This is a genomic window from Mesorhizobium sp. CU3, assembly GCF_006442965.1.
In the GTDB taxonomy this organism is placed as follows: domain Bacteria; phylum Pseudomonadota; class Alphaproteobacteria; order Rhizobiales; family Rhizobiaceae; genus Mesorhizobium.
Map to the genome: position 1 here is coordinate 25,337 of NZ_VFWX01000027.1, position 25,661 is coordinate 50,997.

The 25,661-nt window shown below is 63.5% G+C and carries 25 protein-coding genes; 14 read left to right on the forward strand and 11 right to left on the reverse strand.

Translation table 11 applies throughout. The features are described from left to right. Window positions 1–132 precede the first annotated feature (132 nt). The 3 genes from FJ988_RS29490 to FJ988_RS29500 all read right to left on the reverse strand — a co-directional run bounded on the left by FJ988_RS29490 (window position 133) and on the right by FJ988_RS29500 (window position 2,793). Complete coding sequence (locus FJ988_RS29490) at window positions 133–399, reverse strand: hypothetical protein (RefSeq protein WP_140822696.1); 267 nt, start codon at window positions 397–399, stop codon at window positions 133–135. 90 nt (window positions 400–489) lie between these two features. After that, window positions 490–1,185 (reverse strand): thioredoxin family protein, encoded by a 696-nt coding sequence (locus tag FJ988_RS29495; protein ID WP_140822698.1) that lies wholly within the window; start codon window positions 1,183–1,185, stop codon window positions 490–492. Between the two features lie 492 nt (window positions 1,186–1,677). Then, window positions 1,678–2,793: a pilus assembly protein TadG-related protein gene (locus FJ988_RS29500; protein ID WP_348644352.1), complete on the reverse strand. Its 1,116-nt coding sequence runs from the start codon at window positions 2,791–2,793 to the stop codon at window positions 1,678–1,680. A 322-nt stretch (window positions 2,794–3,115) separates the two neighbouring features. Here FJ988_RS29500 and lepA point away from each other — a divergent pair, with 322 nt between their 5' ends. The 12 genes from lepA to FJ988_RS29575 all read left to right on the forward strand — a co-directional run bounded on the left by lepA (window position 3,116) and on the right by FJ988_RS29575 (window position 15,959). Then, entirely contained in the window at window positions 3,116–4,921 is a 1,806-nt protein-coding gene (gene lepA / locus FJ988_RS29505) for a translation elongation factor 4 (protein WP_140822702.1), read from the forward strand. A gap of 187 nt (window positions 4,922–5,108) precedes the next feature. Next, window positions 5,109–6,098 carry a hypothetical protein gene (locus tag FJ988_RS29510; RefSeq protein WP_140822704.1) on the forward strand — a complete coding sequence of 330 codons (990 nt, stop codon included), beginning with the start codon at window positions 5,109–5,111 and terminating at the stop codon, window positions 6,096–6,098. A 3-nt stretch (window positions 6,099–6,101) separates the two neighbouring features. Further along, on the forward strand, window positions 6,102–6,812 hold the full coding sequence (locus FJ988_RS30995; protein WP_181183718.1) for a hypothetical protein: 711 nt from the start codon (window positions 6,102–6,104) through the stop codon (window positions 6,810–6,812). After that, window positions 6,776–7,363 carry a 7-cyano-7-deazaguanine synthase gene (locus FJ988_RS29515; protein ID WP_181183719.1) on the forward strand — a complete coding sequence of 196 codons (588 nt, stop codon included), beginning with the start codon at window positions 6,776–6,778 and terminating at the stop codon, window positions 7,361–7,363. Before FJ988_RS30995 ends, FJ988_RS29515 begins: the two co-directional genes overlap by 37 nt. Before the next feature lie 2 nt (window positions 7,364–7,365). Beyond that, window positions 7,366–7,794, forward strand: coding sequence for a hypothetical protein (locus FJ988_RS29520; protein ID WP_140822708.1), 429 nt, complete (start codon window positions 7,366–7,368; stop codon window positions 7,792–7,794). A 123-nt stretch (window positions 7,795–7,917) separates the two neighbouring features. After that, window positions 7,918–8,430, forward strand: a complete 513-nt coding sequence (locus FJ988_RS31000; RefSeq protein WP_181183720.1) for a hypothetical protein — start codon at window positions 7,918–7,920, stop codon at window positions 8,428–8,430. An 11-nt stretch (window positions 8,431–8,441) separates the two neighbouring features. Further along, window positions 8,442–8,951, forward strand: coding sequence for a hypothetical protein (locus FJ988_RS29535; protein WP_140822710.1), 510 nt, complete (start codon window positions 8,442–8,444; stop codon window positions 8,949–8,951). 205 nt (window positions 8,952–9,156) lie between these two features. After that, the gene (locus FJ988_RS29545; RefSeq protein WP_140822714.1) at window positions 9,157–9,504 is read left to right on the forward strand and encodes a hypothetical protein; all 348 of its coding nucleotides are present in this window, start codon (window positions 9,157–9,159) and stop codon (window positions 9,502–9,504) included. Window positions 9,505–9,899: 395 nt separating this feature from the next. Further along, on the forward strand, window positions 9,900–10,271 hold the full coding sequence (locus FJ988_RS29550) for a hypothetical protein (RefSeq protein WP_140822716.1): 372 nt from the start codon (window positions 9,900–9,902) through the stop codon (window positions 10,269–10,271). 307 nt (window positions 10,272–10,578) lie between these two features. Further along, on the forward strand, window positions 10,579–11,205 hold the full coding sequence (locus FJ988_RS29560) for a CDGSH iron-sulfur domain-containing protein (RefSeq protein WP_140822720.1): 627 nt from the start codon (window positions 10,579–10,581) through the stop codon (window positions 11,203–11,205). 293 nt (window positions 11,206–11,498) lie between these two features. Beyond that, the gene (locus tag FJ988_RS29570; protein ID WP_140822722.1) at window positions 11,499–13,520 is read left to right on the forward strand and encodes a hydantoinase/oxoprolinase family protein; all 2,022 of its coding nucleotides are present in this window, start codon (window positions 11,499–11,501) and stop codon (window positions 13,518–13,520) included. Window positions 13,521–13,793: 273 nt separating this feature from the next. After that, entirely contained in the window at window positions 13,794–15,959 is a 2,166-nt protein-coding gene (locus tag FJ988_RS29575) for a malate synthase G (RefSeq protein ID WP_140822724.1), read from the forward strand. Between the two features lie 59 nt (window positions 15,960–16,018). Here FJ988_RS29575 and efeO (FJ988_RS29580) read toward each other — a convergent pair whose 3' ends face one another. The 4 genes from efeO (FJ988_RS29580) to efeU are packed head-to-tail and all read right to left on the reverse strand — an operon-like array spanning window position 16,019 to window position 20,168. Next, window positions 16,019–16,840 (reverse strand): iron uptake system protein EfeO, encoded by an 822-nt coding sequence (gene efeO / locus FJ988_RS29580; RefSeq protein WP_140822726.1) that lies wholly within the window; start codon window positions 16,838–16,840, stop codon window positions 16,019–16,021. A 33-nt stretch (window positions 16,841–16,873) separates the two neighbouring features. After that, on the reverse strand, window positions 16,874–18,163 hold the full coding sequence (gene efeB / locus FJ988_RS29585; RefSeq protein WP_140822728.1) for an iron uptake transporter deferrochelatase/peroxidase subunit: 1,290 nt from the start codon (window positions 18,161–18,163) through the stop codon (window positions 16,874–16,876). After that, the gene (gene efeO, locus FJ988_RS29590; RefSeq protein ID WP_140822730.1) at window positions 18,160–19,335 is read right to left on the reverse strand and encodes an iron uptake system protein EfeO; all 1,176 of its coding nucleotides are present in this window, start codon (window positions 19,333–19,335) and stop codon (window positions 18,160–18,162) included. Before efeO (FJ988_RS29590) ends, efeB begins: the two co-directional genes overlap by 4 nt. After that, on the reverse strand, window positions 19,332–20,168 hold the full coding sequence (gene efeU / locus FJ988_RS29595; protein ID WP_140822732.1) for an iron uptake transporter permease EfeU: 837 nt from the start codon (window positions 20,166–20,168) through the stop codon (window positions 19,332–19,334). The genes efeO (FJ988_RS29590) and efeU overlap by 4 nt, the downstream gene beginning before the upstream one ends. 242 nt (window positions 20,169–20,410) lie before the next feature. Between efeU and FJ988_RS29600 the strand changes: the two genes are divergently transcribed. Both FJ988_RS29600 and FJ988_RS29605 read left to right on the forward strand, forming a co-directional pair. Then, the gene (locus FJ988_RS29600) at window positions 20,411–21,001 is read left to right on the forward strand and encodes a DUF308 domain-containing protein (protein WP_140822735.1); all 591 of its coding nucleotides are present in this window, start codon (window positions 20,411–20,413) and stop codon (window positions 20,999–21,001) included. A 30-nt stretch (window positions 21,002–21,031) separates the two neighbouring features. Next, the gene (locus tag FJ988_RS29605) at window positions 21,032–21,649 is read left to right on the forward strand and encodes a TetR/AcrR family transcriptional regulator (RefSeq protein WP_140822744.1); all 618 of its coding nucleotides are present in this window, start codon (window positions 21,032–21,034) and stop codon (window positions 21,647–21,649) included. 17 nt (window positions 21,650–21,666) lie between these two features. On the opposite strand, the gene FJ988_RS29610 is transcribed toward FJ988_RS29605, so the two are convergent. The 4 genes from FJ988_RS29610 to FJ988_RS29625 all read right to left on the reverse strand — a co-directional run bounded on the left by FJ988_RS29610 (window position 21,667) and on the right by FJ988_RS29625 (window position 25,649). After that, window positions 21,667–23,196 carry a YifB family Mg chelatase-like AAA ATPase gene (locus FJ988_RS29610; RefSeq protein WP_140822737.1) on the reverse strand — a complete coding sequence of 510 codons (1,530 nt, stop codon included), beginning with the start codon at window positions 23,194–23,196 and terminating at the stop codon, window positions 21,667–21,669. A 131-nt stretch (window positions 23,197–23,327) separates the two neighbouring features. Further along, window positions 23,328–24,278, reverse strand: a complete 951-nt coding sequence (locus FJ988_RS29615; protein ID WP_140822739.1) for a glycosyltransferase family 8 protein — start codon at window positions 24,276–24,278, stop codon at window positions 23,328–23,330. Between the two features lie 201 nt (window positions 24,279–24,479). After that, a complete protein-coding gene (gshB, locus tag FJ988_RS29620; RefSeq protein ID WP_140822740.1) occupies window positions 24,480–25,421 on the reverse strand; it encodes a glutathione synthase in 942 nt (313 codons plus the stop codon). Between the two features lie 78 nt (window positions 25,422–25,499). Then, window positions 25,500–25,649: a hypothetical protein gene (locus tag FJ988_RS29625; RefSeq protein WP_281407764.1), complete on the reverse strand. Its 150-nt coding sequence runs from the start codon at window positions 25,647–25,649 to the stop codon at window positions 25,500–25,502. Window positions 25,650–25,661 lie beyond the last annotated feature (12 nt).

Consider the following 25,661-nt stretch of genomic DNA (forward strand, 5'->3'; position numbering starts at 1 on the left):
CCTTCTCCCCGGTGGGGAGAAGAGATTGGCGCCGCGCCTTTCCTCTCCCCATCGGGGAGAGGTCGGATTGCCCCGAATTGCTCTTCGCAATTCGGTTGGCAATCCGGGTGAGGGGCCGTGCCGTAGCTCACCTCACTGCGCGGTGGTGTCCGCCGGCTTCATGGCGTCGGTTGCCGGCTTCATCGCATCCGTCGCCGGCTTCATCGCATTGGTGCTCATCGCATCAGGCTTCATGGCGTCCGCCGGTTTCATCGCATCCGTCGCCGGCTTCATCGCATCGGTCGCCATCGCGTTGGCGGGCTTCATCGCGTTGGTCGTGTCGTCGGCGCGGGCGCCGGCGACGAAGACGGCGGCCGAAAGCGCGAAGGCCAGAGCCGGCAGGGTCAGATACTTGGTCATGGGTAGTCTCCTTGGGTTTTGGCGCGCGCGAGCGGGCCTTGGTTAAGCGTTGCCGCTCTCATGCGGCCCCGCGCGAAGAGGGACAGAAAATCAGTTGGCGGCGGCGGCCAGGATCGGCCCGCCGCTCGGGCTCTGCACCAGCACGGCGGTGGCGAAGCCGCCTGATGCCGCCGGCAATGGCAGCGTGGTGGCCTTGCCGGTCCAGCTGCCGAGCTTTGTCAGCGCATGCACGACATTGGCATGGGGCAGCGTGCGTCCGGTGTTTTCGCCGCGCGCCACCGGCACCTCGACGACACCCCGGTGGTAACGCACCAGCCAGATGTCGGCCCTACCGCCAGGTGCGGCGCCGGCGCCGATGCTGACCTTGCCGCCGGACAGCGCGATATCGGGCCCCTGCGGGTGGCCGCTTTTGGCGATCAGCGTCTGGATCTCGCCGGGCGCGGCGCCCACGGCGTCGGCCTTGCCATTCACCACCACTTGCGGCGTGAAAGGCCCGTCACGGCCGAGCGGCGGCTCGTAGGAGACCTGGCGCTGGGTGAATTCCTGGCGCCCAAACGTATCCTTCCAGCCGAGATAGTCCCAATAGGTGACGTTGAAGGACAGCGCCAGCACGCCCGGCTGGTCCTTGACCTTGATCAGATTAGCATTGGCCGGAGGGCAGGACGAGCAGCCCTGGCTGGTGAACAATTCGACCACGGTGAGCGGCTGGGCGGACGCCGCACCGATGCTGGCGGCCAAGGCGGCGCCGGCGAACAGGGCTCCGAGCGATGTCTTCAATAGTTTCATGGGAAGCAGGCTCCACTGTGGGGTCATGCTCCCATTTCGCCGTGGCGAAGGGCTTCGTTACAGGCTTCACCGGTTTGTGATTGCGACGCCTGTCCCGCCAACCTATCACTTCGTCATTCTAGGGCGGAGCAAGGAGCGAAGCGACGCGCGCAGACCCTAGAATCCATTCCGTGACGGCTGAACGCCGCAGCGATGAGAGAAGATTCACCAGCCGGCTTCGCGAAAAAACTTCGAGCCATTCCGGATCCCGCGATCTCACGCGGCGCGGTCATTGGCGGCTATTCTGTACCGTTGCAACGCTCGCAGGTAACGGCATGGATTCTAGGGTCTGCGCGCGTCGCTTCGCTCCTTGCTCCGCCCTAGAATGACGAAACGATAGGTTGGGCGCTCCCTTACGCCCCCCTCTGGCCTGCCGGCCATCTCCCCCACAAGGGGGGAGATCAGCAGCGGCGACGTCGCGCTTACCCCGCAAGGGAGAAGGGGAAAACCGCGCTACTGCGTGAGCACCGTTTCCGACGGGCGCTGGTTGTAGTCGCACTTGCCCACCACGGTGTAGAAGAAGTCGGCGTTGGAGACCGGGGCCGGCACCGCGTTGCCGCCGTCTTCCCAGGCCTGGTAGCCCGTCGTGCCGCACGGCACCGCGGTAAAGATATCGACCTTCTGCCCCGTCGCCACTTCGGGCATGTTGGTGGCGCTGGTGCCGATATAGAGCCGGTTCGAGGTGTTCGGGTCGTTCGACTTGAGCACGGTTGGATTGCCTGAAGGCACGCTCATCTGCAGATAGAGCTGGTCCATCTGGCTGACATCGATCACCGCGCCGGCGCCGTTGGCGGGATAGTACGTATCGACGCAGTAGTAGCTCGTGCCGTAATTGTCGGTCTGGATCGTCGTACCGGACGGCACGCTCTTCTGCAGGTTCTTCAGCGTTCCAGTGGTGCACGCCTGCTTCTGCACCGTCGTCGAGGTCGACCCGTTGACGGTGTTGACGGTCGTGGTGCCGTAGCCTTTCGGATCGCCATAGCCGTTGTAGGTGTAGCTGATCGTCATCAGCGGCTTGGAGACGGTCGAGCCGAACTGGGTGCCGTAAAGCGTCATGGTCTTGGCCCAATAGCCCGACACCTTGGCCACCTTGAACGTCGCCTGCACCAGCGCCGGCGTCTTGCGCACGGTGGAGGCGACCCCGACCTGCACGGAATTCACCCTGGCGATCTGCATGAATTCGGTCGGCATCGGATAGCTTGCCGTGGCGGCGAAGGTCGCCGTGCCAAAACTGTCGACCGTGACGCTGGTAAGCGTCGCGGTGCCCTGGCCGGCATTGGCGGCATAGACCTGCTGCAGCGCCGTCTGCCGGTCGGTCAAGGTGGTCGTGGTAGGCAGCGTGGTGATGCCAATGACCGCGGCGTCGAGCGCATTCTGCATGTTGGAGCGCGTCGTCACCGCCTGGGTGTAGTCGACGGAGAGGCCGACGCCGATCAGCAGCGGAACGGTCAAGATCAGCATCGCCGGCAACATCGAACCGCTGCGGGAGCTAAGAAAAAGCTTCGCAACCCTGGCCGCCCCGGCCGGGCTGAGTTTCTGCGCAAAACTGAACATCTGGCGGACCTTCATCCTTACGGCATTGCGCCGATTTACCATACGGGGGCGAATGATGGCCTAAAGCGATGGATGAAAGTTTAAGCAGTTTTGAATGTTTCTGGGGCGCGCAGCCTTCCCTTCGCCCCGTTTACGGGGAGATCGGCGCGCAGCGCCGAGACGGATGAGGGGTGAGTCGACTCGGCGGCAATCTTCGCCATTGGAGGCGCGAGACGCACACTCGCCGCGCTCCGGACTCACCCCTCATCCGCCCTTCGGGCACCTTCTCCCCGTAAACGGGGCGAAGGAAAAGGCGCCCGGCTTGCCCGCACCCCTTGCCCCTGCTAAAGCGCGCCGCATGACCACCCCGCTCGACCACATCCGCAATTTCTCCATCGTCGCCCATATCGACCATGGCAAATCCACGCTTGCCGACCGGCTGATCCAGCTCACCGGCGGGCTGGAGGAGCGTGACATGAAGGAGCAGGTGCTGGACTCGATGGATATCGAGCGCGAGCGCGGCATCACCATCAAGGCGCAGACCGTGCGGCTGAAGTACCGCGCCAAGAACGGCGAGGACTATGTCCTCAACCTGATCGACACGCCCGGACATGTCGACTTCGCCTATGAAGTGTCGCGGTCGCTGGCCGCCTGCGAGGGTTCGCTCCTGGTGGTCGACGCCTCCCAGGGCGTCGAGGCGCAGACGCTGGCCAATGTCTACCAGGCCATCGACAACAACCACGAGATCGTCGTGGTGCTGAACAAGGTCGACCTGCCGGCGGCCGAACCCGAGCGCATCCGCGAGCAGGTCGAGGAGGTGATCGGCATCGATGCCTCCAACGCCGTGCTGATCTCGGCCAAGACCGGCCTCGGCGTGCCGGACGTGCTGGAGGCGATCGTCCACCAGCTACCGCCGCCGCGCGAGGGCGACGTCAAGGCACCGCTGAAGGCCATGCTGGTCGACAGCTGGTACGACGCCTATCTCGGCGTCATCGTGCTGGTGCGCATCATCGACGGCGTGCTGAAGAAGGGCCAGACCATCCGCATGATGGGCACCGGCGCCAAATATCTGGTCGAGCGCACCGGCGTGTTCACGCCGACCCGCGTCAATGTCGACGAGCTCGGCCCCGGCGAGTTCGGCTTCTTCACCGGCTCGATCAAGGAAGTGGCCGACACCCGCGTCGGCGACACCATCACCGAGGACAAGCGCCAGACGGCGCAGGCCCTGCCCGGCTTCAAGCCGGCGCAGCCGGTGGTGTTCTGCGGCCTGTTCCCGGTCGACGCCGCCGATTTCGAGGATTTGCGCGCCGCCGTGGGCAAACTGCGCCTCAACGACGCCTCCTTCTCCTATGAGATGGAGACGTCCGCCGCGCTCGGCTTCGGCTTCCGCTGCGGCTTCCTCGGCCTGTTGCACCTGGAGATCATCCAGGAGCGGCTGGAGCGCGAGTTCAACCTCGACCTCATCGCCACAGCACCCTCCGTCGTCTACCGCATGAACCTGATCGACGGCACGGTGAAGGAACTGCACAACCCGGCCGACATGCCCGACGTGGTCAAGATCGCCTCGATCGAGGAGCCGTGGATCCGCGCCACCATCCTGACGCCGGACGACTATCTCGGCGGCATCCTGAAGCTTTGCCAGGATCGGCGCGGCATCCAAGCTGATCTTTCTTACGTAGGAAAACGCGCCATGCTGACCTACGATCTGCCGCTCAACGAAGTGGTGTTCGATTTCTACGACCGGCTGAAGTCGATCTCCAAGGGCTACGCCTCCTTCGACTATCACCTCACCGACTATCGCGAGGGCGATTTGGTGAAGATGTCGATCCTGGTCAATGACGAGCCGGTCGACGCGCTGTCGATGCTGGTGCACAGGTCAGCAGCGGAAAAGCGCGGCCGCCAGATGTGCGAGAAGCTGAAGGAGCTGATCCCGCAGCATCTCTTCAAGATCCCGATCCAGGCCGCGATCGGCGGCCGCATCATCGCCCGCGAGACCGTCTCGGCGCTGCGCAAGGACGTCACCGCCAAATGCTATGGCGGCGACGTGACCCGCAAGCGCAAGCTGCTCGACAAGCAGAAAGAGGGCAAGAAGCGGATGCGGCAGTTCGGCAAGGTGGATATCCCGCAGGAGGCGTTTATCCAGGCGCTGAAGATGGGGGATTGAGGGAGCGGTTGGCGCGCGGAGCGTCATATCCGCTATGTTTCGAATACGAACCATAGCAAATTGGCGATTTTGCTGTGACGGTCTCGGCGAGGCTGCTGCGGCTGGAATGCAGCTTCACTCTAAATGGTTGCAGTGTCCGTTGTGTTTTGGCATGTTCTCTCCTGAATGACTTGGGGGAGAGGTCTTCATGGAATTGCTTATTGGGGCCCAAAAGTTGGATGGCCCGGTATTAATACCTTCAATCTCAAATTTTGAAACGCAAGGCTTGGCCGTCGAGGCCATAAAATTGCAGCACGCACTAAACGAACCAATAACGTTGGTATCGGCCCACGATACCGCTGGGAATAAAGACCTTGTCGATAGAGTTATAGAATTTCGAGATAATAACAAACTGGTCTTCATTGATAGCGGTGGATATGAATCGTCCCGCATTGGGAGATACGTTGACAATTATAGTAAGAAATGGGATTTCGCTGCGTTCCGACAAGCCGTGACTTCTTGCCCTTATGATCTGGCCGCCAGCTACGATTACTTCATTGAAGAATCCATGAGTGCTGGCGACTATGCCTATAAATTACTAGACGGAATGCGAGATCACGACTTTATCGACGATGGGAAGCTCGTCCCCGTTGTTCATTTGAAAGACTTTTCTGGCGCTCGTTATCTATCGCGCAGTGAAGCGGTGGATATTGTCGATCGAGTTGCGATAGAATTAGACCCTCAGTTTATCGCAATTCCCGAGCGAGAACTTGGAAACGGGTTGGCGCAAAAGGCCGAACTTGTGAGAGCTATTGTCGACAAGCTGCGGTCCAAAGGGCGCCGTACAGAACTCCACATTCTTGGATGCGGAAACCCGTTGTCATTTGCCATTCTGGCAAATGCAGGTATCGCAATGGCTGACGGGCTTGAGTGGTGCCGAACATTGGTAGGACCCCAATTTCACCTCCATCATTTTCAGCAAGCCGAGCTTTTTCCCCAGCCAGAAAATGCTGTTTATAACCCGATGGCCGAATTGATCAGAGATGAGGTCGACAGTTATCAGACTAAAACGCTTGCTCGGAACCTGCATGCCCTGCAGGGGTTCGCCCAACAAGTTTCTGGGGCCATAAGGGCGGGATCCATGAAAGACTTCGTGAACGCGAATTTCGGCCCGGATGCGGCCGCCATTTGCGGTTGACCGGTGGCGGTGCTTATCAATCAGATTCTTCGCGACCTTGTCGATGACTATCACTCGGGGTCCTTTGGAACATTTGAAGAACGGAGGTATTCCTACCCGAATACCGGCGCTGTTGAGAAAATACTCATCACTTGTATCCTCTCAAGCAATTGGGTGTTTGAAAGGGCTACACAAGCGGCAGATCGTCTCTTTGATAAGTTCCTGCTAGGCTCAGCGAACGTGAGGCTGCCGACTTACTCGGGATTAGAGAGTTTTTTGACGAGCGAAACCGTCAAATGTCGATATCCAAAAGCCAAGGCCGGGCAACTCTGGGGATCGCTCCATGCCTTACGATCGCTTGGTGCCCCGCTACCAAACTTTGCGCAACGGTTCGACGACGAGCTGCGGCTTCGTGAGTATTTCTTTGAAAATTTCCCGGGCCTCGGATTGAAGCAATCTAGTATGTTTCTTAGAGACACCGGCGTAGCGTCGAACCTTGCAATAGTAGATATCCACATTATGTGGTACCTAAATCACGCAGAAGATTGGGCCATAAACTCTTTAACGCCGAAAGAATATTTGAGAGCCGAGCAGCATCTATTGGCAATGGCCAGGGATCTGGATATTCCAATGGGTGTGCTTGATAGTATTATTTGGGTCATGGTAAAGCAGTTAAAAAAGAATCGAAGGAGCTACAGTTGCGAGACGCAGTATGCCTTGCCTCTGGAGGGTTAGACTCCACGGTATGTCTGGCCCTTCTTCTAAGAAGCGGCATCCGCCCCCTTCCTCTGTTTATCAACTACGGCCAGATAAACGCAAATAAGGAATATGCGTCTCTTCAGGCGTCATGCGAGAAGCTCGATCTAGGACCGCCGCTCACCATTGATTTGCGAGGGTATGGCACGGCCATCAAGAGTGGATTAACTGAGCCAACCCTGGATATCGTTGGAGACGCATTTACTCCCTGCCGGAACCTACTGTTTATCGTAATGGCTGCTGCCGTTGCTAATCAGAATGGAATTACCAAGATAGTTCTAGGCTTGCTGACAGAGGCAACAATGTTGTTTCCTGACCAAAGTGATAGGTTTCTTCTGTCGGCAACACGAGCGGTTAGCGATGCGCTTGGCGTCGAGATGGAAATCGTCGTACCATTGCGAGAGTTTCACAAAGCAGATGTCGTTCGGTTGGCCGGGGAATTGAACGTAAAAAACCATTATTCCTGTCATGCCGGGACTACGCCGCCTTGTGGCGTTTGCATTGCCTGTAAGGAATACGAAGGAGTCTAATCATGGGTGGCGGTGGAGGCGGAGGCTATAGCCCTCCAATCAATCTCGACAAACTTACTGAGAAGGCCAATCAGCGAATACAGGGGGCATTTCAAGGGAAGCAACTTGTAGTCTTCGTTTGCCATCGCGTTGACGCGGGTGATTTGCGGCGACGCATTGACGCCAGCGTATTCCGTGAACGCGAATACGTTATTGTAACCGACCCCGCTCTTATCGATGAGGAATGCGCCAAGGCTGGCTTGGTCGTCTGTTTCGTATCTAAGAGCGAGGAGCATAGTCTCGTAGACAACGCTATTAAGATAGCGTCAGAGCTTAAGAAGCAAACGATATTTGTCCATGCCTCTGAGCAGTATTCAATGCCTAACTATGTTCTTCAATTCAGGGTTAGGAATGTCAGCTGGGCGCAATTTTTGGAGATATTCGTCGGCTAGCCGTGCCGCTAGTTGTCCATTGTCCGACCTTCGATCTAGGTCGGTATACGGTACATTCCTTTTCAGCCGTATCACATCCCGCCAGCTCGTTGTATTCTCTCCTCCAGCTTGGGGAGACATCACATGCGCTCAACCTCGGACACCATCGCCTCTCTCGGCCTCGCCATCGGCGGCGCGCTGGGCATGGCTGGCACCTTTGTCGGCAGCGATGCACTGCGCGAGACGTTGTGGACCATCGACGGCGTCGGCATCGTCGTCGCCGCCGCGCTGCTGACGATGAAATACCAGCGGCTGGGCAATGAACTCGTCGCAGCCGGCTTCTTCACCTTCGTTGCCGGCGAAAGCCTGCTTCTGGCCGGCAATGCGGCGGGGTTGCAGGCCTCCGTGCCTTCCTATGCCGGCGGCATTGCGCTGTGGGCGGCGGGGCTGGTCATGGTCAGCGCGCAAGCCACTTTCGCGCTGTGGATGCGGCTCACGGCTTTCGCCGCCGCTTCGCTGTTCGCCGTCTCGGTTCTTATGATCCTGTGGGGCGCGCCGCTTTTGCCCACCTCGGCGCCGCTGCCGGCGCTCGGCTATCCGTTCCTTGTGCTGACCTTCATCGGCTGGATCTGGACTTTGCTCAAAGCGGAGCGTTGAATCGGCAAGCGATGGCCGCGCCGCTCGAAATCCGCAACAGCCCGACGGGAAAGCTCTTCCCGGCGCTCGGGCCGTTCCTGATCGGCGGCATTTTCGGCTTCGGCGCGCTGCAGGGCGTGGCCGCGGGAGCGGATGGCGGGCATGTGCTGTGGATCGCGCTGCTCAGCGTCGCCTGCCTCGGGTTCGGCGCCGTGATCGCGCGCGGCGCTTTCGACAGTTCGGTCAAGGTGACGCTGAACAGCCAGGGTTTCCGCGATACCCGCGCCGGCGACGTGCTGGTGCCGTGGAAGAAGGTGCGGAGCGTGCGGCTTTCCTCCGGCGGCAAGGGCGGCGCGATGCTCAATTTCGAGCTCACCGAGGAGCCGCCCGACGAAATCAAATACTCCGCCGCCAACGCCTTCGGCATCATGCCCTTCGGCAAGACGACCGTGCATATGGAGATTTCCTCGCTGGACGTGCGGGGACAGGACATGGTGGACGCGGTGCGGCAGTTTGCGCCGCATGTGGTGGTGAAGCGCTGATTCTTCCTTCCCCCCTTGTGGGAGAAGGTGGATCGGCGCGCAGCGCCGAGACGGATGAGGGGTGTTCCAGCCGAGTGAGACGTCGGCTTTCTCTGGGGCACCCCTCATCCGTCCGAGCTTCGCTCGGCCACCTTCTCCCACAAGGGGAGAAGGGGAGGTCGCGCGGCCTCTCCACCCGTGCTCTACTCCTGCCGGGGACCTCACCATGATTCGCGCTCTGCTCGCCTTCCTCTTGCTGTCCACCCCGGCCTTCGCCGCCGACATGTCCGTCTTCGTGCGCAACCAGCGCTCGGACAATGTCGCGGTGGAGCTGTTCAGCCGCGACAGCCAAAAGGTCTGGCCGGGCGACGACAAGGTCTATCTGATCCGTCCAGGCGCGAAGAAATCGGTGCCGATCTCCTGCGAGCCCGGCGAGCACATCTGCTGGGGCGCCTGGGCGGTCGGCAACGATCATGTCACCGCCGGCGTCGGCCCCGACAACGACCAGCCCTGCGACCAATGCTGCTTCATCTGCACCGAGCATTCGACCGAGACGGTGGATTTGGCGGAGTAGGTATGGCGCGACGCCGACGCTGCCAATCTCCCCCCTCGTGGGGGAGATGCCCGGCAGGGCAGAGGGGGGCGCGAAGGATCGCTACCTTTGCTGCTGTCGAAACGGCGAAACCTTCGAAGGAGTTCGATCTCCGATCGAATTGAGAGGTTGTCGCGAGGCGCCCCCCTCTGGCCTGCCGGCTTTCGTCGCTCGGAAAGCCAAGCAATTGGCTTCCCGTCCGCTACGCGGACCGCTCCTCAACCCCCACAAGGGGGGAGATCAGCTGTCGCGCCGGCCTTCGCCAAGTCTTCCCAAATTCCGTCAGCTATTTTTCGTCCGCACCCCTTGGCACCGGCCAGCACCGTGCCATCATCGCGCAATCGGCCGTGGGAGCCGATTCTACCTCGGGGGTTTTCATGTCCATCACTGTCGCGCGCCGCCTTGCCGCCGCGCTTTCGCTCGCCATCCTCATCGCGCCCGCCGCTCACGCCGGCGACGTCACCTTCCAGATCAAGAACAACCACCCCAACGCCATGCGGCTCGAGCTCTACAGCCAGGACCGCGACTATGTCTGGCCGGGCAATGGCAAGGATTTCTATCTCGACGACGGCGAGACCAAGCAATTGCCGATCTCGTGCAATGACGGCGAAAAGATCTGCTACGGCGCCTGGGTCGACGGCGACGAGGAGACCTATTGGGGCGTCGGCCCCAACAACCAGCAGACCTGCGAGGACTGCTGCTACACCTGCAGCGGCGGCCAGACGGAAGAGATCGATTTGGAGGAGTAGGGCGCGACGCCGAAGCCGCTGATCTCCCCCCTCGTGGGGGAGATGCCTGGCAAGGCAGAGGGGGGCGCTGTCCCGCCGACTTCTCCACCATCCAACGCTGAGACCGCGGGAAACTTCTGCTCGTTCGAAAGACATGAAGGCCGCGTTCCTTCGCGCCCCCCTCTGTCCTGCCGGACATCTCCCCCACAAGGGGGGAGATCAGCCGGCGCCTCCGTTTTCGCCATTCTCCCACGGCTGCGCATCCGGTCAGCTTGACGCGCCTCTCGCCGCCGCCCTAGCCTCGCTCTACCCACCAGAGGAGAACCCCATGGCAGGCACGGTCGAAGGCGAGAAGATCGACGTTTCTTTCAACGGCAAGCGCTGTATCCATTCGCGCAATTGCGTGCTGGGCAACCCGCATGTCTTCGTGCCCAATGCGCCGGGCGAGTGGATCCACCCGGAAGCGGCTGATGTCGAGCAGGTGGTGGCGCTGGCGGAGAACTGCCCGTCAGGCGCGATCTCCTACCACCGCAAGGATGGCGGGCCGCAGGAGAAGCCGCCGGTGGTCAACACCATCCGCCTGCGCGAGAACGGGCCGCTGGCGGTGCATGCCGAGATCGTGCTCGGCGACGAGACCTCTTTTCGCGCTACGCTGTGCCGCTGCGGGCAATCGCAGAACAAGCCGTTCTGCGACAACAGCCACATCAAGTCCGGTTTTTCCGCCACCGGCGAGCCGCCGCTGAAGGAAGCGCAAGTGCTGGAGGCGCGGGACGGACCGCTGAAGGTGACGCCCACCGTCAACGGGCCGCTCAAGGTGGAAGGCAATGCCGAGATCGTCACCGGCACGGGGCATACGATTGCGCGCACGACGAAGGTGTTTCTGTGCCGCTGCGGGCACTCGCAGAACAAGCCGTTTTGCGACGGGAGCCATAAAAGGGTGGGGTTCGTGGGATAGATACAAACGCTGGCGCGAGGCCCCCCTCTCTGCCCTGCCGGGCATCTCCCCCTCAAGGGGGGAGATTGGCGGTTTCGCCGACGGCGCCCTCCTTGGAACGTTGGAGATTGGCGAAAGCCGGCGTGACATCTGATCTCCCCCGTTGAGGGGGAGATGGCCGGCAGGCCAGAGAGGGGGGCCTCGCGCCGACGTCTCAACAAACACCCCAGCACCCCTGGCCCACCCCTCCTACCTTTATCCATCCGCTCGTATCGGCTAAGGGCTTCGCGACAAAGCCACGCCCGGACCTTTCCATGACCGCCAAACCAAAACCCCTCTTCCTCGGCATCGACACCGGCGGCACCTATACCGACGCCGTGCTCTGGTCGGACGATGGCGGGCCGAAAGGCAAGGTGCTGGCCAAGGCCAAGTCGCTCACCACACGGCACGATCTTGCCGTCGGCATTTCCGGCGCGGTCGATGCGGTGCTGGAGAAATCCAGAACCGATCCGGCGGCGATCAAGCTCGTCTCAATGTCGACCACCTTGGCCACCAACGCGCTGGTCGAGGGGCAGGGCGGGCGCGTGGCGCTGGTCATGATCGGCTTTGGCGAGGCCGACCTTGGCCGCGACGGGCTGAAGACGGCGCTGGGCACCGACCCTGTGGTGTTCTGCCCCGGCGGGCACGACGTGCACGGCAATGCGGCCAAGCTCGACCTTTCCGGGCTCGAGGCGGCGCTGCCGGAGCTGGGCGGTTCGGTGTCGGGCTTTGCTGTCTGCGCCTATTTCGCCACCCGCAATCCGGCGCATGAGCTCGCCGCGCGCGACCTGATCCGCGACAAGACCGGCCTGCCGGTCACCGCCAGCCACGAATTGTCGGCCAAGCTCGGTGGGCCGCGCCGGGCGCTCACCACTTTGCTCAACGCAAGGCTGATCTCGATGATCGACCGGCTGGTCGCGGCGACGGAAGGGTTTCTGGCCAAGCGCGGCATCGCGGCTCCGCTAATGGTGGTGCGCGGCGACGGCGCGCTGGTGTCCGCAGCCTTCGCCCGCCAGCGGCCGATCGAGACCATCCTGTCCGGCCCGGCCGCCTCCCTGGTTGGCGCCCGCCATATGACCGGGTTGGACGACGCGATGGTCTCCGACATCGGCGGCACCACGACCGACGTCGCCGTGCTCGACAGCGGCCGGCCGCGGCTCGATCCGGAAGGCGCCACCGTGGGCGGCTTCCGCACCATGGTCGAGGCGGTGGCGATGCGCACTTTCGGCCTCGGCGGCGATTCCGAAGTGGCGCTGGAAGACGGCGCGCTCAACCCGAAGATCCTGCTCGGGCCGCGCCGCCTTGTGCCATTGGCGCTGGCCGGCCTGATGCATGGCGAGACGGTGACATCAGAGCTCGAGCGGCAGTTGCGCGCGCCAAATCCCGGCCGCATGGACGGGCGCTTCGCCGTGCGCACCGGCGTGCCTGACCGCCTCGCGGCCGGCCTGACCGCACCGGAGGCAAAGCTCTACGAGGCGATCGGTTCGGTGCCGCTGGCGCTCGACAAGCTGCTCACCTCCAATGCCCAGAACGCGACGCTGAACCGGCTAGTGGCGCGCGGCCTCGTCCACATCTGCGGCTTCACCCCGTCCGACGCCGCCCATGTGCTCGGAAAACAGGCCAACTGGGACGCCGCCACCGCGCGCCTCGGCGCCGAGCTGTTTTCGCGCCGCCGCGACGGCCGCGGCCAAAACATCGCCGCATCTCCCGAGGCGATCGCCGAGCGCGTGCTGGTCACCCTGACGCGCTGGTCGGCCGAATACATCCTCGAAACCGCCTTCGCCGAGGACGGGCTGGATGGCGCCGCGACCGTCGCGCATGCGCTGGTGCAGCGCGCCGTCGACGCGCATCCCGGGATCGCCCGCTTCACCGTCGCGCTCGACCGGCCGGTCATCGGCCTCGGCGCCTCGGCGCCGCTGCACTATGCCGGCCTACCGCCGCTGATCGGCAATGGCTGCGTGGTGCCGGAAGACACCGACGTCGCCAACGCGCTCGGCGCCGTGGTCGGCCAGGTGCGCGTCTCGGCCGAAGCCCGCGTCAGCCAGCCCAAGGAAGGGCTGTTTAGGCTGGCGTCAGGACAGACGGTGCGCGACTTCACCGACGAGGCGAAGGCAATCGCGGCGGCGCAAGCCGATGTGCGGGCGATCGCGGCGGAACGGGCGAAGGATGCCGGCACCGACAGCGCCGAGATCGACGTCGCCACCGAGTTCAAGGTCTCGACCATCGAGGGCCAGCGCATGTTCATCGAGGCGCATGTGGTGGCCGTGGCGTCGGGACGGCCAAGGATTGCGGTGTAGGCGCCCCTTTCCTTCTCCCCGTTTCACGGGGAGAAGGTGCCCGAAGGGCGGATGAGGGGCGGCGCCGACCGATGCGATTTCACGATACGGCCACTTTACGCAACGCCGCGCCGCCCCTCATCTGGCTGCCGCCATCTTCTCCCCGTAGAACGGGGAGAAGGACGCTTTCACCCTAAGCCGAATTGACCCTCGCCCCCCAAACATGCCAAAGGCCCCCGAGCCAGCCAATTTAAGGCCGACCTCCCCGGCCTGGACCCTTCTGGAGACGTGCTGATGACCGACCGCATCGAGATCGCCGGGTTGCAGATCGCCCGGGAGCTCCATGATTTCGTGGCCGAGGAAGCCGCCCCCGGCACCGGCATCGACGCCGAACAATTCTGGGCCGGTTTTGCGGAGATCGTCCATGAGTTGGCGCCGAAGAACCGGGCGCTGCTGGCCAAGCGCGACGCCATGCAGGAGAAGCTCGACGACTGGTACCGTGCCAACGGCGCGCCGCTCGACATGGCGGTCTACAAGGACTTCCTCAAGGAGATCGGCTATCTGGTGCCGGAAGGCGCGGCCTTCAGCGTCTCGACCGACCATGTCGATCCCGAGATCGCCGTCGTCGCCGGTCCGCAGCTCGTCGTGCCGGTGATGAATGCGCGCTATGCGCTCAATGCCGCCAATGCCCGCTGGGGTTCGCTCTATGACGCGCTCTACGGCACCGACGCCATCCCCGAGACCGGCGGCGCGGAGAAGGGCAAGGGTTTCAACCCCGCGCGCGGCGCCAAGGTGATTGCCTGGGCCAAGGATTTCCTCGACCAGTCCGTGCCGCTGACCTCGGGGAAATGGGCCGGGGTCAACGGGCTCTCAATCGCCAACGGCGCGCTGAAGCTCGGCGAGGGCGCTGGCGCCACGACGCTGGCCGAGCCGAAACAGTTCGCCGGCTATCGCGGCGATGCCGAGACTCCCGAAGCCGTACTGCTGGTGAAAAACGGCCTGCATATCGAGATCGTCATCGACCGCGCCAACCAGATCGGCCGAACCGATCCGGCCGGCATCGCCGACGTCATCCTCGAATCGGCGCTGACCACCATCCAGGACTGCGAGGATTCGGTCGCCGCCGTAGATGCGCAGGACAAGGTCGTCGTCTACCGCAACTGGCTCGGCCTGATGAAGGGCGATCTCGCGGAAGAGATCAGCAAGGGCGGCAAGACCTTTACCCGCACGCTCAATCCCGACCGCCGCTACACCGCGCCGAATGGCGGCCAGCTGCTTTTGCCCGGGCGCTCGCTGATGCTGGTGCGCAATGTCGGCCACCTGATGACCAATCCGGCGATCATCGACCGCGAGGGCCATGAGGTGCCCGAGGGCATCATGGATGCCGCGCTCACCGCGCTGATCGCGCTGCACGATGTTGGGGAAAATGGCCGCCGCGCCAACTCCCGCGCCGGCTCGATGTATGTGGTGAAGCCGAAGATGCACGGGCCGGAAGAGGTCGCCTTCGCGGTGGAAATCTTCGACCGCGTCGAGGCCCTGCTCGGCATGGCGAAAAACACCATCAAGATGGGCATCATGGACGAGGAGCGGCGCACCACCGTCAACCTCAAGGAAGCGATCCGCGCCGCGAAGGAGCGCGTCGTGTTCATCAACACCGGCTTCCTCGACAGGACGGGCGACGAGATCCACACCTCGATGGAAGCCGGACCGATGATCCGCAAGGGCGACATGAAGCAGGCCGCCTGGATCTCGGCCTATGAGGCCTGGAACGTCGATACGGGGCTCGAATGCGGGCTGGCCGGCCATGCCCAGATCGGCAAGGGCATGTGGGCGATGCCGGACCTGATGGCGGCGATGCTGGAGCAGAAGATCGCGCACCCCAAGGCCGGCGCCAACACCGCCTGGGTGCCGTCGCCGACGGCGGCGACGCTGCACGCCACGCATTATCATAAAGTGGATGTGCACGCCGTGCAGGCGGCGCTGAAGAGCCGGCCGAAGGCCAAGCTCGACGACATATTGTCGGTGCCGGTGGCGGTGCGGCCGAACTGGACGCCGGACGAGATCCAGCGCGAGCTCGACAACAACGCGCAGGGAATCCTGGGTTACGTCGTGCGCTGGATCGACCAAGGCGTCGGCTGCTCGAAAGTGCCCGATATCAACGATGTCGGCCTGATGGAGGACCGCGCCACGCTGCGCATCTCCTCGCAGCACATCGCCAACTGGCTGCGCCACAAGGTGTGCTCGGAAATCCAGGTCCGGGATTCGCTGCAGCGCATGGCGGCGATCGTCGACCGCCAGAATGTCGGCGACCCGCTCTACCGGCCGATGGCGCCGGACTTCGACACCTCCATCGCCTTCCAGGCCGCCTGCGACCTGGTGTTCAAGGGGACCAGCCAGCCGAACGGCTATACGGAGCCGGTGCTGCATAGGCGCAGGCTGGAGCTGAAGGCGCAGGGTTAGTAACAAAACAAAGGCGGCAGATCGACGGATCTGCCGCCTTGTCGTTTAGGCCCGACCGATCAATTCAGCCCGAGCGTGCCCCGCAGCTTCGACAGGTCCTCGGCCAGCGCCGTCACCGGGCCGGCCAGCGCCTTGCGGTCGGCGTCCGACAATTTGTCGAAGGTCTCGAAACCGTCGGCGGTCTTGTACTTGGCCAGGATGGTGTCGATGGTGGCGAAGTTGTCGTTGACGGTCTTGATCAGCGCCGGGTTCTCCTTCTCGACCAGCGGCTCGACCAGCGCCACGATCTTCTGCGCGCCGTCGATATTGGCCTGGAAATCCCACAGGTCGGTGTGGCTGTAGCGATCCTCCTCGCCGGAGATCTTTGACGAGGCCACTTCCTCGAGCAGGCCGGCGGCGCCGTCCACCGCCTTTTCCGGCGGGACGGTCAGGCCCGCGACGCGCTTCTGCAGGTCGAGGACGTCGGCGTTGAGCTTGTCGGCGAGCGGGCCGAGGCCGTCGGTCGTGTTCTGGCTGAACAGCGTGTATTCGATGCGGTGGAAGCCATAGAAGTCGGCCGACTTCTCCTTCTGCTCATGGTCGTCGGCGCGCGAATCGATCGCGCCGTCGAGGTCGGAGAACAGTTCGGCGATCGGCTCGATCGTCTCGTAATTGACGCGCGCCGGGGCATAGAGCGCCTTGGCCTTGGCGAGGTCGCCGGCCTTGACCGCGTCGGTGAATTCCTTGGTCTTCGCCACCAGCGTGTCGATCTTGCCTTGGACATAGATCTTGTAGTCGGCGATCGGCTGCACGAGGTCGAGCGGCGAGACGGCGGCGTAGGCCGGGGCAAGGCTGGCCGACAGGGCGATCAACGATGCGGCGGTTGCGTGGCGAAGTTTCATGGGATGTCCTCTCCTTGTTCATGGGAAACGTAATCAGCTGTGGGTGCTGGACGACGCGGCCGCCTCGAGCAGCGCGCGCCCCAGAAAATCGTTCTCGTCCTTGACGCCGGGCAGGGCGAAGAAATAGCCGCCGCCGAAAGGTTTGATGTATTCCTCCAGCGGCTCGCCGCTGAGGCGCGTCTGGACGGCGATGAAGCCGCTTTCGAGATCGGCCTGATAGGCGATGAACAGCAGCCCCATATCCATCTGATTGGCCTTGCTGACGCCGTTCGAATAGTTGAACGGACGGCGCAGGATACGGTGCTGCATGGCCTCGGCGGTGCGCGGATTGGCCAGGCGGATATGCGCGTCGAGCGGCGTCGTCTTGCCTTGCGGGTCGCCGGGATAGTTGGGAACATCGGCCTCGGTGGCGCCGCCGAAGGGCGCGCCGCTCGCCTTCAGGCGGCCGATGATGGTCTGCTGCTCCTGCAGCGGCGTGCGGTCCCAGCGCTCGACGAAATTTCTGATAAGCCGCACCGCCTGATAGGAGCCGCCGGCCGCCCAGCCCGGCTCGCCGGCGCCCGGCTGCACCCAGACGATCTCCTTCATCAGATCCGTATCGCCGGCATCCGGATTGGCCGAGCCGTCGCGGAAACCGAGGAAGTTGCGCGCGCTTTCCTTCGGCTTGCCGGGGCTTGGCGGGCGCACCGGCACCGAGCCTTCCTGCTTCCAGCGCAGCAGCAGCGAATCCGGCGTGTTCTTCACGATGTCGCGCAGCGCGTGGATGTTGGTGTCGGGCGTGTTGGAGCAGAATTGCAGCAACAGGTCGCCATGGCAGAATTCATCCTCCAGCGCGTCGTTGGAGAAGGACGTCATGCGCGACAGGCGCCTCGGCTTTTGCGGCGCAAGCCCAAAACGCTCGTCGAACAGCGAGGCGCCGAGCGAGGTGGTGATGGTCAGATTGTCCGGCGTCACCACCGGGCCGAGGATGCCGGAATCGGCGGCGGGGAATTTCGGGTCGAGCGCAGGCGGCGTGCCGCCCTGCATCAGGAAGGCGGTTCGTTCGGTCAGCGTCTTCAGCAGGCGCTCCAGCCCGGCGCGGTTCTGCGCCAGGACGTCGAACGACGCGACGAGGCCGGCGGCCGGCCGTGGCGTGACGATGCCGGGCTGATGCTCGCCATAGAAGGGCTGGCGCTGGTGGACGCTGTCGCTTTCCGGCGCATCGGTCACGCCAGCGCTGCCGCCAGAGGCGGCAGTCGCGACCTGTGGCGCCAGCGCGCCGGCCACCGCCCCGATCAGGATCGAGCGGCGCGTTGCATTGGATAGGATAGACTTGGTCGTCATTGGCTGAGGTCCATGGTTTCGCGCAGTCGGGAAATATCGGCGGCGAGCGTTGTCGCCCTCTTGCCCAGATCGGCCTTGGCGGCATCGTCAAGCCGCTCGGCGCCTTCACCGCGGCGGGCGGCGATCATGGCGTCGAGGCCGGCAAGATCCTTGTCGAGCGCAGCAACGATGTCGGGTTCGGGCTTGGCCGCCACCGGCCGCAACAGGTCGTAGACCTTGCGCGCGCCGGCAATCGTCGCGGCGAAGGATGACAGGTCGGCATGGGCATAGGGGCTGTCGCCGAAAGCGGGGCCGGCGGCCGCGACGCGCTCGACGATCGCCGCCGCCCCGCCCGCCATGCTTTCGGGCATGATGCGCAGATCGTGGATGCGCGCCTTGAGCTGAGTTGCATCGCGAACCAGTCTGTCGGCGACCGGCGCAAGGCCGTCGAGATTGCGCTGGCTGAACAGTCCGTATTCGAGCCGATGCAGCCCGCCAAAGGCCGGATCGGCCTCGCGCCGGCCGAAGGCGTCGGCGCGGGCGTCGATCGCGGCATCGAGATCGGAAAACAGCGGCGAGATTGCCGCCATATGGGCGTAAGCCGTCTCAGCCGGCAGATAGGCCGCTTTGGCGGCCGCCAGGTCGCCGGATTTCACCGCACCGGCGAAAGCGCCGGCCGCATCGGCGAAGGCATCAGCCTCGCTCGCCAGGAACACCTTGTATTCGGCCAGCGCGCCGATGAAGGCGGTGAGGTTCGGCCTCGCCACGGGTGTGGCGTTGGCGACGGGGAGCACATGCAGCCTGCCGCGCGGATTGGAAAGCAGGCCGCAGGTTATGGCGTAGTCGCCGGGCTCGAGCCGGGCGCTGAGCTCCTGCGTGAAACCGGGCGCAATGTTCTCGCGCTCCTCCAGCACCATGACGCCGTCGAGGATTTCCCATTCGACGGCGCGATCCGAACGGTTGGTGATCCGGAAGCTGTTTTGCCCGGCCGAAACGGTGAGCTCGTTGGGCTCGCAGGCCTGGCCGGTGATCGCCACAACGGTCGAGGCAGCTTGATCGCGGCGGCTCTTCTGCACGGTGAGCGTCGCATAGGTAAAAGCGGCGGCCGCGGCGACCACCAGCGCCAGCGATGCGGCCAGGCCGGCGCGCACGGCGCCGCGCGGCAAGGCCTGTGGTTGGGTCGACGCGCTCATGCCGCCGGCCTTTCCGCCGGCTTTGCCGGCGCGCCGGTCCGGTCCGCCAGGAACAGCCACAGCGACGGCACGAGGAAGCCGAGATAGACGGCGAGCTCACTGACGGTCGGCGCGTCGATATAGCCGAGGATGCCGGAGAGCACCGAGCCGAGCGGGCTGTCCATCGGTAGCACGCCGCTGATGTCGAACACCACCGCCTGCCCATGGTTCCACAGGCCGGCCTCATGCAGCGCATTGACCGAATTGGCGATGAGGCCGGCGGCGACGATGAGGATGAAGGCGCCGGTCCAGCGGAAGAAGCGCCTCAGATCGAGCCGCACGCTGCCGGCATAGACGCCATAGCCGACGAAGCCGGCCAGCACCACGCCGGCCAAGGCGCCAAGCGGCGCATAGGCGCCGGCCTGCTGGAAGGCGGCGAGCAGGAAGAACACCGACTCCACGCCTTCGCGCGCAACGGCGAAGAAGACCATGGCGATCAGCCCAAAGCCCTTGTGGCTGGGGGTGGCGAAGGCGGCGTCGATGGAATCCTGCAATTCGGCCTTGATCGAGCGCGCCGCCTTGCGCATCCAGAACACCATCGAGGTCAGCACGCAGACGGCGACCAGGCCGATAATCGCCTCGAACAGCTCCTGCGCCTTCTGCGGGAATTCGACCGCGGCAAGCTGCAGGACCGCGCCGACGCCGAGCGAGAAGGCCAAGGCGAGAAAAATGCCGATCCACACCACCGGCATCCAGGCGCCGCGGCCGGTGCGGTTCAAGTAGCTCGCGATAATGCCGACGATGAGCGCCGCCTCGACGCCCTCGCGAAACATGATCAGGAACGGTACCAACATTTTTCCGAGCCGCGCTGCGGAGCGACCCCCCAAGGTCGCGCCCGCCTGAAGCCCACCGGTCAAGGCAAGCCGAAAACTTGTGTAAAGTGGTCATCTTTTATGATCAGCCGCGGCGCGGGCACAAGCGAGCTGCCGATCACATAAACGAGATGGTGAGGTGATCGTCGATCGGCCTTCGACGGCTTGACGTTCTAGAATCTACCTACTAGTTGGTAGGCAAAGCCTTAATGAGAGACCCGATCATGTCTGCGCAAATGAACATCCAAACCCTCGCCCCTTCTTCGAACGCTTGGCTCAAAAGCTACTACTATCTGCGGTTTGCCGTATCGGCGGCCTGGGTTGCCCTGGCTTTCACCGTCGCGAAAAGCAATCCGCCGCTCGCCGCAATCATGCTGGTGGCCTACCCGGCATGGGACGCGCTGGCGAACTATGTCGACGCCCGGCGCGCCGGCGGGCTCGGCCGCAACAGATCGCAGCTGCTCAACGTCGTCGTCAGCCTCGTTGCCGCGATTGCGATCGCCATCGCGCTTGCGCTCGGCATGAACGCGGTGCTTGCGGTCTATGGCATCTGGGCCATCGTCGCCGGCGCCTTTCAGCTCTTGACCGCGGCGCGGCGCTGGAAAACCAGCGGCGCGCAGTGGGCGATGATCCTGAGCGGCGCCCAATCGGCGCTGGCCGGCCTCTTCTTCGTCAAGATGGCGGGCGGCACGGAGGCGATCGGCATTGCCAATGTCGCGCCCTATGCGGCGTTCGGCGCCTTCTACTTCCTCGTATCCGCCGTGTGGCTTTCCGTGAGCGATATCCTTCGCAAGTCGCCGCAGGCCGCGCGTTGAGATTTTCTGCACCGGAGGTTAGGCATGTCCATGGATAAGCCCTCGAACACCGCCGATGACATCCTGGCCGCCGCGCGACGCTTCATCGTCGCCAGCGGCTACAACGGCTTCAGCTATGCGGACATCGCCGAGGCGGTCGGCATCCGCAAGGCCAGCATCCACCATCATTTTCCCAGCAAGGTCGACCTCGTGCGGACCCTGGTCAGGCGCTACCTCGAGGACGCGGTCACAGGCATGGCGGAGCTCGAGCGAAATGTGCCACAGCCGGCCGAGCTGCTTCGAACCTATACCGGCTTCTGGGCGCAATGCATCGAGGACGCGAGCAGGCCGTTCTGCGTGTGCGCGCTGCTGGCGAGCGAGCTTCCGGTTCTGCCGCCGGAAGTGGCTGCGGAAGTGCGGTCGTATTTTCGGTTTCTCTCGGGTTGGCTGACCGGCGTTATCGAGCGCGGCGCCGAACAAGGCACGCTGACGATTTCCGCTTCGCCGCGCATGGAGGCGGAGGCCTTCATGGCGACCGTGCACGGCGCAATGCTTTCCGCGCGAGCCTATGGCGATGGATCGATCTTCGGCATGATCCTGACGCCGACGCTGAACAAGCTGATCCTGCAACCGACTGAGACGAGATTGGTCTCGGCGGATTCGGCGTAGCTTCGAACGCTTTCCGACTAAGCCGCCTGCGCCATCCGTTCCGCGCTCATGCGATAGGAAATCGCTTCGGCGAGATGGATGCGGCCTACTGTCTCGCTGGCGTCGAGGTCGGCCAGCGTGCGCGCGACTTTCAGCACGCGGTGATAGGCGCGGGCGGAGAATCCGAGTTTCTCGCTGGCGTCCTTGAGCAGCGTCAGCCCGGCCGCGTCGGGCCTGGCGATCTGCTCGACGATCGAGGGCGGGCAGTGCGCGTTGGTGGTGGCGGCCGCCCCCAGCTTCTCAAGCCGCTCGCGCTGCATGGTGCGGGCGCGGGCCACGCGCTGCGCGACGACGGCGCTGCTCTCGGCCTTGTCCGGACGGATCAGGTCGGCGGCCGAAACCGCCGGCACCTCGATGCGCAAATCGATGCGGTCGAGCAGCGGGCCGGAGATGCGCGCCTGGTATTCGGTGCGGCAGCGGTCGCCGCGCAGGCAGCGATAGCCGGGCTCGCCCGACATGCCGCAGCGGCACGGGTTCATCGCCGCGACCAGTTGGATGCGCGCCGGATAGGTGACGCGGTGGTTGGCGCGCGCGATCGCGCAGTCGCCGGTCTCCAAGGGCTGGCGCAGCGCATCCAGCGTCTGCGGCGAGAATTCGGGGAATTCGTCGAGAAAGAGAACGCCGTGATGGGCGAGCGACACCTCACCCGGCCGCGCGCGCAGGCCGCCGCCGACCATCGCCGCCATCGAGGCCGAATGATGCGGGGCGCGGAATGGCCGCCGGTCGGTGAGCTTGCCTTCGCCGAGTTCGCCGGCGACGGAGGCGATCATCGAGACTTCGAGCAGTTCCTTCGGCGCCAGCGGCGGCAGGATCGACGGCAGGCGCTGCGCCAGCATCGACTTGCCGGCGCCGGGCGGGCCGACCATCAGGAGGTTATGCCCACCGGCGGCCGCCACTTCCAGCGCCCGCTTGGCGCTTTCCTGGCCCTTGATGTCGGCGAGATCCGGCAGGTCGCGCACCGCCAGCTGGATACCGGCTTCGGGCCGCGACAACACCTGCGTGCCGCGGAAATGGTTGGCGATGGCGATCAGGCTGCGCGGCGCCAGGATATCGAAATCCTTGCCGGCCCAGGCCGCTTCCGGCCCGCAGGCGTGGGAGCAGATCAGGCCCTTGCCCTCGGCATTGGCGCCGATCGCCGCCGGCAGCGCGCCGGCAACCGCCGCGGTCGTGCCGTCGAGCGACAATTCGCCGAGCACCACATAACCGGCAAGCATGTCGCCCGGAATGGCGCCAAGCGCCGCCATCAGGCCGAGCGCGATCGGCAGATCGTAATGGCTGCCTTCCTTGGGCAGGTCGGCCGGCGCGAGGTTGACCGTCACCTTCTTCGACGGCATCGACAGGCCTGACGCATGCAGCGCCGCCTGGACGCGCTCGCGGCTTTCGGCGACCGCCTTGTCCGGCAGGCCGACAATCTGCATGCCGACCTTGCCTGGCCCGACCATCACCTGGACATCGACCGGCACGGCCTCGATGCCCTGAAAAGCCACCGTACGAACCCGCGCCACCATGTTTTTCTCGCACCCCGGATATCAGCCCACCCGCACCCTGCGATCAGGCCGCGAACGAGATCAGGTCAGACAACCACAGATTTTCGCTTTGGGCAAGAACATTACGAGAACACAGGCAACTGCGCATCTCGTTACGGCGCAGCAGTCGAATGTTGCGGCGGCAACGGGACCTTCGAGAACATCTTACCCAGGCCTCGTAGATGCGGTTTGGTAAAGCGACGGCGATAGTAGTGATTTGCCAGGGCGGCGGACCAGTATTTTCTTCGCAGCCCGATAAGGCCAAGGATCATCTTGCGCCTGCGGGCGGATTTCAAAATCAGCGTGCCCTCCGGAATATCCAGTCCCGACAGGGTTCTGTAGAAATTGAAAACATCGGCGAAAGGCACGCGCTTGTAGCGCCAGGGTTTGGCCGATCCGGCATAGTAGATCACCTTGGGAAGCCGCCGTTCGATTTCCAAATACCGGTCCGAAAAGAAATTCCATTCCCTGCCCAGGAAAAGAACGCGTCCGCGCACCACCTGGTTCAAGGCTGTCTGGTCGAGGTATCGAGACTTGGCAGTCCCCCGAACTGTTGCGAAGATCCTGTCCGCGATGCCTTCCCTGCGCCAGGCGGCTAGGTTCATCGTCAGAACGCCGGAATTGATATATTCGTTGCGGGACATTTCGATCTCGTCGAGTTCCTCCTGTTCGACGAAACCGTCAATCACGCCGGCGACCAGATTGTCGCCCAAATCCGCCGACCAGAGATCACCGAGATCGGACACCACCAGCGTATCCGCATCCATGTAGATGGCCTTGTCGCAATCGGGCAATATCTCCGGAATGAGTATCCGGGCATATGCCGCAGTGGTCAGCAGCTTGCCTCGTGTCGGCAGATCGGAGATCCGCTTGGCGTCTGCCTGGACGAGCTGACAGTCAATTCGATTTCGTTCGCAAAAACGGCGAAGCTTGGTCACGCTCGCGGGTTCTATTCCTGCGTCGATGACGACGAACTTCGCCTCGCGATTGTGAACCCAAGCGGAAAAAATGCATAAGAAAAGTCCGGGCACAAAATTATTGTCGCTTGCGGTAACAATTATCATGAAACTGCGATTCCAGGGAAACAGGGAACCACGCCCTGCTGCGGTTGATCGAGCACCAGAGCGTCCCCGGTCATGGGCAGCATATCGGCATCTCGCCTCTCAGATAGCTCATCGTCTATTCCATGCGCGGGTTTCGCCGCTACCCATCCGGCGACATCGACGAGCCCGACGCCTGGAACGCCGCCTGCATCGTGCAGAGAATTACCCCCGCTTGTCCTCCACGCAATCCCAGAACAGCGCCGCGATATCGGCGCCGCCGAAGCGCTGCACCTCGCGCACGCCGGTCGGCGAGGTGACGTTGATCTCGGTCATGTAGTCGCCGATCACGTCGATGCCGACGAGGATGAAGCCACGCTGTTTGAGGGAAGGCCCGATGCGGGCGCAGATCTCGCGCTCGCGCTGCGTCAGCTCGGTCTTTTCGGCGCGGCCGCCGACATGCATGTTGGAGCGGGAATCGTGGTCGGCAGGCACCCGGTTGATGGCGCCGACCGGCTCGCCGTCGATCAGGATGATGCGCTTGTCGCCCTTGCGCACGTCCTTGAGGTAGCGCTGCACGATATAGGGCTCGCGCGACAGCTGGCCGAACATCTCGAGCAGCGAGGCGAGGTTGCGGTCGTCCTCCTTGAGGTGGAAGATGCCGGCGCCGCCATTGCCGTAGAGCGGCTTGACGATGATGTCGCCGAATTCCTTGCGGAAGGCGGCGACCTCCGTCGGATCCTTGGTGATCAGCGTCTCCGGCATCAGGTCCGGGAATTCGGTGACGAATATCTTTTCCGGGCTGTTGCGCACCCAGGCCGGATCGTTGACCACCAGCGTCTTCGGGTGGATGCGCTCCAAAATATGCGTGGTGGTGATGTAGTTCATGTCGAAGGGCGGGTCTTGCCGCAGCAGTACCACGTCCATCTCCGACAGGTCGGTGCGGACCTTCTCGCCGAGCGAGAAGTGGTTGCCCTTCTCGTCGCGCAGCTGCATTTCCTCGACGCGGGCGAACACCTTGCCGCCCAGCATCGACAACCGGTCGGGCGTGTAATGGAACAGCTTGTGGCCGCGCCGCTGCGCCTCCAGCGAAAGGGCGAAGCTGGTGTCGCCGGCTATCGACACGGTGGAGACATGGTCCATCTGGACGGCAATTTTCAGCGGCATCTTCGGTCTCCGGGAACTCTGCCGCCGATATAAGGAAGTCGAAGGCTCCTGCCAATCGTGCTTGCTTGGTGCAGAGACTCAGCGGTCGAAGACCAGCCTGGAGTAACCGAGGAAGGACAGCGACATGGCAACGACAGAGGCAAAGGCGAGCGCGACAAGGGGCGGCAGGGCGGGCAGCGCGAAGAGCAATGTGCAATAGACCAGGTAGTTGACGATGCTGGTGGCGATGCCGACGCCGCC

Bases quoted from the DNA above. Each gene is read 5' to 3' on its own strand.
- FJ988_RS29490 (WP_140822696.1), bottom strand. From the start codon at position 399: ATGACCAAGTATCTGACCCTGCCGGCTCTGGCCTTCGCGCTTTCGGCC.
- FJ988_RS29495 (WP_140822698.1), bottom strand. From the start codon at position 1,185: ATGAAACTATTGAAGACATCGCTCGGAGCCCTGTTCGCCGGCGCCGCC.
- FJ988_RS29500 (WP_348644352.1), bottom strand. From the start codon at position 2,793: ATGAAGGTCCGCCAGATGTTCAGTTTTGCGCAGAAACTCAGCCCGGCC.
- lepA (WP_140822702.1), top strand. From the start codon at position 3,116: ATGACCACCCCGCTCGACCACATCCGCAATTTCTCCATCGTCGCCCAT.
- FJ988_RS29510 (WP_140822704.1), top strand. From the start codon at position 5,109: ATGGAATTGCTTATTGGGGCCCAAAAGTTGGATGGCCCGGTATTAATA.
- FJ988_RS29520 (WP_140822708.1), top strand. From the start codon at position 7,366: ATGGGTGGCGGTGGAGGCGGAGGCTATAGCCCTCCAATCAATCTCGAC.
- FJ988_RS31000 (WP_181183720.1), top strand. From the start codon at position 7,918: ATGCGCTCAACCTCGGACACCATCGCCTCTCTCGGCCTCGCCATCGGC.
- FJ988_RS29535 (WP_140822710.1), top strand. From the start codon at position 8,442: ATGGCCGCGCCGCTCGAAATCCGCAACAGCCCGACGGGAAAGCTCTTC.
- FJ988_RS29545 (WP_140822714.1), top strand. From the start codon at position 9,157: ATGATTCGCGCTCTGCTCGCCTTCCTCTTGCTGTCCACCCCGGCCTTC.
- FJ988_RS29550 (WP_140822716.1), top strand. From the start codon at position 9,900: ATGTCCATCACTGTCGCGCGCCGCCTTGCCGCCGCGCTTTCGCTCGCC.
- FJ988_RS29560 (WP_140822720.1), top strand. From the start codon at position 10,579: ATGGCAGGCACGGTCGAAGGCGAGAAGATCGACGTTTCTTTCAACGGC.
- FJ988_RS29570 (WP_140822722.1), top strand. From the start codon at position 11,499: ATGACCGCCAAACCAAAACCCCTCTTCCTCGGCATCGACACCGGCGGC.
- FJ988_RS29575 (WP_140822724.1), top strand. From the start codon at position 13,794: ATGACCGACCGCATCGAGATCGCCGGGTTGCAGATCGCCCGGGAGCTC.
- efeO (WP_140822726.1), bottom strand. From the start codon at position 16,840: ATGAAACTTCGCCACGCAACCGCCGCATCGTTGATCGCCCTGTCGGCC.
- efeB (WP_140822728.1), bottom strand. From the start codon at position 18,163: ATGACGACCAAGTCTATCCTATCCAATGCAACGCGCCGCTCGATCCTG.
- efeO (WP_140822730.1), bottom strand. From the start codon at position 19,335: ATGAGCGCGTCGACCCAACCACAGGCCTTGCCGCGCGGCGCCGTGCGC.
- efeU (WP_140822732.1), bottom strand. From the start codon at position 20,168: ATGTTGGTACCGTTCCTGATCATGTTTCGCGAGGGCGTCGAGGCGGCG.
- FJ988_RS29600 (WP_140822735.1), top strand. From the start codon at position 20,411: ATGTCTGCGCAAATGAACATCCAAACCCTCGCCCCTTCTTCGAACGCT.
- FJ988_RS29605 (WP_140822744.1), top strand. From the start codon at position 21,032: ATGGATAAGCCCTCGAACACCGCCGATGACATCCTGGCCGCCGCGCGA.
- FJ988_RS29610 (WP_140822737.1), bottom strand. From the start codon at position 23,196: ATGGTGGCGCGGGTTCGTACGGTGGCTTTTCAGGGCATCGAGGCCGTG.
- FJ988_RS29615 (WP_140822739.1), bottom strand. From the start codon at position 24,278: ATGATAATTGTTACCGCAAGCGACAATAATTTTGTGCCCGGACTTTTC.
- gshB (WP_140822740.1), bottom strand. From the start codon at position 25,421: ATGCCGCTGAAAATTGCCGTCCAGATGGACCATGTCTCCACCGTGTCG.